3 protein-coding genes are annotated in these 2,958 nt (G+C 66.3%); 2 read left to right on the top strand and 1 reads right to left on the bottom strand.

The window, feature by feature from the left end; translation table 11 throughout:
• Positions 1–2: 2 nt before the first annotated feature.
• Both Q0R02_RS04305 and Q0R02_RS04300 read left to right on the top strand, forming a co-directional pair.
• Positions 3–482 carry a GAF domain-containing protein gene (locus Q0R02_RS04305; protein ID WP_293881175.1) on the top strand — a complete coding sequence of 160 codons (480 nt, stop codon included), beginning with the start codon at positions 3–5 and terminating at the stop codon, positions 480–482.
• 125 nt (positions 483–607) lie between these two features.
• Positions 608–1,684 carry an RcnB family protein gene (locus tag Q0R02_RS04300; protein WP_293881173.1) on the top strand — a complete coding sequence of 359 codons (1,077 nt, stop codon included), beginning with the start codon at positions 608–610 and terminating at the stop codon, positions 1,682–1,684.
• A gap of 73 nt (positions 1,685–1,757) precedes the next feature.
• Here the strand turns inward: Q0R02_RS04300 and Q0R02_RS04295 are convergent.
• A partial coding sequence (locus Q0R02_RS04295; protein WP_293881171.1) for a M28 family metallopeptidase occupies positions 1,758–2,958 on the bottom strand: 1,201 nt, incomplete at its 5' end.

Genomic DNA, 2,958 nt, shown 5'->3' with positions numbered 1-2,958 from the left:
ATATGCATAGTTTCCAGATCGCCCCGACCGAGAAATCCGCACTGTGGCGCGACCTGCTGGCGGCGGTGGATGCGATAACCGCGGGCGAGCCCGACGGTGTCGCCAACATGGCAAATGCGGCGGCGTTGCTGTTCGAATATCTGCCCGACGTGAATTGGGCGGGGGTGTACCGGCTGGTCGATGGGGAACTGGTGCTGGGACCATTCCAGGGCAAGGCCGCCTGTATCAGAATTGCAATGGGAGCAGGCGTGTGCGGGACCGCCGCTGCCACGCTGACCACGCAACTGGTCGAGGACGTGCACGCATTCCCCGGGCATATCGCGTGCGACGCGGCGTCGCGTTCCGAATTGGTCGTGCCGCTGGTCCGTGATGGCGTACTGCTGGGGGTCGTCGATCTGGACAGCCCGCAGGTGGCGCGTTTCGATGGCGTGGATGCGGCAGGTTGCGAGGCTTTGGCGGCGTTGCTGGTGATGCGTATCTGACCCTGATCGGGACAGGTCGGGACGTTTCCCGGTGCTGGTGATGGTTTTCGAACAATGCTAACAAACCGTTAAGAACTGCGCATTTTCGCGGCATCGCCGGGGCGTGGGTGACGGGAGTGATCGAGATGCGAAACCTTGGATTTGCCTGTAGCGCGCCACTGGCGCTGGGTTTTGCGTTGCTGGCGCTGACAGCGACCGTCCCCGCACTGGCCGACGAAGCGCCGCCGACCATGAACGACGATTCGCGCGTGGGTGCGCCTCCGGTGATCGTCGCGCGGCCAAAAGGGGCGGTGGCTCCCGCTGCGGCTTCACCCGCGCCGCAGCCTGTCAGGACGGCCCCGACGCCCCTCCCACCGCGGGCCGTTCCGCTGGCGGTCGTGTCGACACCGGTTCCTGCGCTACGGCGCGATGCGCCGATGACGCAGCGGGCGATGACGCTGATGCCGCCCCGGGCAATTCCGCCGCGCGCTATGCCAGCGCAGCCGCCACGCCGCGAGGCGGAGCTGAATAGGCCCGATCGGGGTGGTCCTGATCGTGCGGCGACCTATCGTCGTCCGGTTTATGGCTATCAACTGCCACAGGAATGGACCGGTCCGAGCTATTATATCGCGGACTATGACGATTATGGCCTGTCGCGTCCCGCCAGCGGCTTTGGCTGGTCACGCTATTACGACGATGCCGTGCTGACCGATCAATGGGGTCGCATCTATGACTGGCGCGACGACGTCAATTGGGCCGACCATGACGACCGCTATGCGGGCGGGCGGGACGATGGCTATCGTGACGCCGGGTATCGCGAAGACGGATATCGTGAAAGCGGGCGTGATTATGACGACCGGCGCGACAGGAAATCGCGTGGCAAGAAGTATGACTATAAGGGGCGCTGGACCGGACGCTGGAACGGCGGACCCGAACAGACCTACCAGGGCGCATGGCACGGCACCGTCCGCCCGCACTGGAGCAGTGATCGCGGAAGCTATCATGGTGGGAGCTACGGCGAAAATTACGCTGGCGGCTATGGCGGCAGCTCCGGCGCGTCCTACGGCTATGACGGTGGTGGCACGACGGTGACGACGGTGGTCGTGCAGGCGGCGGCGCCGGTCATGACGACGCGGACGATCAGCTACGATGTCGTGAGCTATGTGCCCGTGAGGAAGAAAGCCGTGCGGCACTGGAAGCCCAAACCGAAGTGCGCCTGCTGATCGAGTTTCGATAGCCACGTTGCCGTCACCCCGGCCTGCGCCGGGGTGACGGCCGATCGGTCGGCGCCCGCAATCACCGTTTCGGCGGGGCCAGTCCGGCGAAGGTCACGATACTCTCTGCGCCGCTCGCCGATAGCGACGAGACGCCCGCGAAATTATCGTCGACGATGACCCCCTTCAATACGGCCACCGTGGCCGACGCCGGAAAATCCCTGGCGTATTCCCACTCCGTCCGATCCGCGCGGCGCCAGCGGATGCGATAGCCCGCAGCGCCCGGGACCGCTGCCCATTTCAGCGTGGTGTCGGTGCTGACCGCCCCTTCTGCGGACACATTTTCCGGCGCGGGCGGTGCATCGGCAAGCTGGCGCAATGTCGCGACGTTCAGCGCGGTGACGCGGGCCAGATACGCGAAATCCATGCGATCGATGGTGTCGCCATAGGCACGGCCGTTCTCGGTGCGCAGGTTCTGGTGCTGGGCGTCGTAATTCTCGACCCCGACCGAAAAGCGGATCGCGGGAAAACCGGCGTCGAGCATCGGGGTGTGGTCGCCGCCCCGTCCAAAACGGTCGGGGCGGCGGACCAGCAAGGCGGACAGACCGATGGCGGGCGTCGTGCTGGCGATGCGACCGACCGACTTGGCCAGCGCGCGTGAGGGGCTGTCGTCCTCGGCGCCACTGGCACGCGCCAGCTTCAGCGCGGGCGTATCGGCGGCGGCAGGGATGCCTTCGCTGAACACGCGGACGCGGTCGGCGACCACGCGGCCGTCGACACCGATGGTGTTGCCGACGATATCGTTGTTGAGCATGGCCGCGACGTTCCAGCCGCGCGCCTTTGCCGTGCTGGCGAGCAACTTGCCGCCAAACAGTCCCTGTTCCTCGCCCGACAGCGCCGCATAGACGATCGTCGCGTCATGCCGCTCGCGCGATAAGATCCGCGCCGCCTCGAGGACGAGCGCCACCCCCGACGCATCGTCGTTCGCGCCGGGGGCGTCGCTGGTCGCGTCCATCACGTCGGAGACGCGGCTGTCGATGTGCCCGGCAACGATGACGACGTGACGCGGGTTGCCGGTGCCCTTCTGGATGCCCAACACGTTGACGATGTCGACGCCCCGCGGTGCGCGGCTGTTCTGGAACTGGGCGCGCGGTCGGTCGACGGCGATGCAGCCGCCGCAGGTCTTGCCGATACGAAGGAATTCGTCGGCCACCCACTTCCGCGCCGCGCCAATGCCGCGCTGCGGATCGGTGGCCGAGGACAGGGTATGCCTAGTTCCAAAG

Source organism: Sphingomonas sp. (assembly GCF_025353885.1).
Lineage (GTDB): Bacteria > Pseudomonadota > Alphaproteobacteria > Sphingomonadales > Sphingomonadaceae > Sphingomonas_O.
Note: the sequence above shows the minus strand (reverse complement) of the source record. Positions and strands in the feature narration are given on the sequence as shown.